Raw genomic sequence first — 382 nt, 5'->3', positions numbered from 1 at the left:
ACGTGTGGATGAGCAGGTGAAGATCCGCGGGTTCCGGGTTGAGCTCGGTGAGGTCGAGGCCGTTCTCGCCGCGCACCCCGAGGTCGAGCAGGCGGTTGCGGTGGTGCGAGAGGGCCGTCTGGTGGGTTATGCCGTCGGCGAGGTGGACGGAGACGAGCTGCGGGCGTTCGCTGCCAGGCGTCTGCCGGACTACATGGTGCCGTCCGTAGTCGTGGTCCTTGACGCGTTGCCGCTCACGGCCAACGGCAAGGTCGATCATGCTGCCCTGCCTGTGCCTGATCTGGGTCTGGGTGGTTCGCGGGGGCCGGCGACGCCGACGGAGGAGATCCTGTGCGGCTTGTTCGCCGAGTTGCTGGGGCTGGAGGCGGGTTCGGTCGGTGTC

Annotated in this window: 1 protein-coding gene; it reads left to right on the top strand. The window is 68.3% G+C overall.

All coding sequences use genetic code 11. The annotated features are described in order from the left end of the window. Positions 1–4: 4 nt before the first annotated feature. Positions 5–382: AMP-binding enzyme (locus tag LQ326_RS47520; RefSeq protein WP_372497154.1), on the top strand; the 378-nt coding region annotated here is incomplete at its 3' end.

This window comes from Streptomyces shenzhenensis, from assembly GCF_021462265.1.
In the GTDB taxonomy this organism is placed as follows: domain Bacteria; phylum Actinomycetota; class Actinomycetes; order Streptomycetales; family Streptomycetaceae; genus Streptomyces; species Streptomyces shenzhenensis.
The sequence above is the reverse complement of the archived record's forward strand: the minus strand, read 5'-3'. Positions and strand labels throughout refer to the sequence as shown.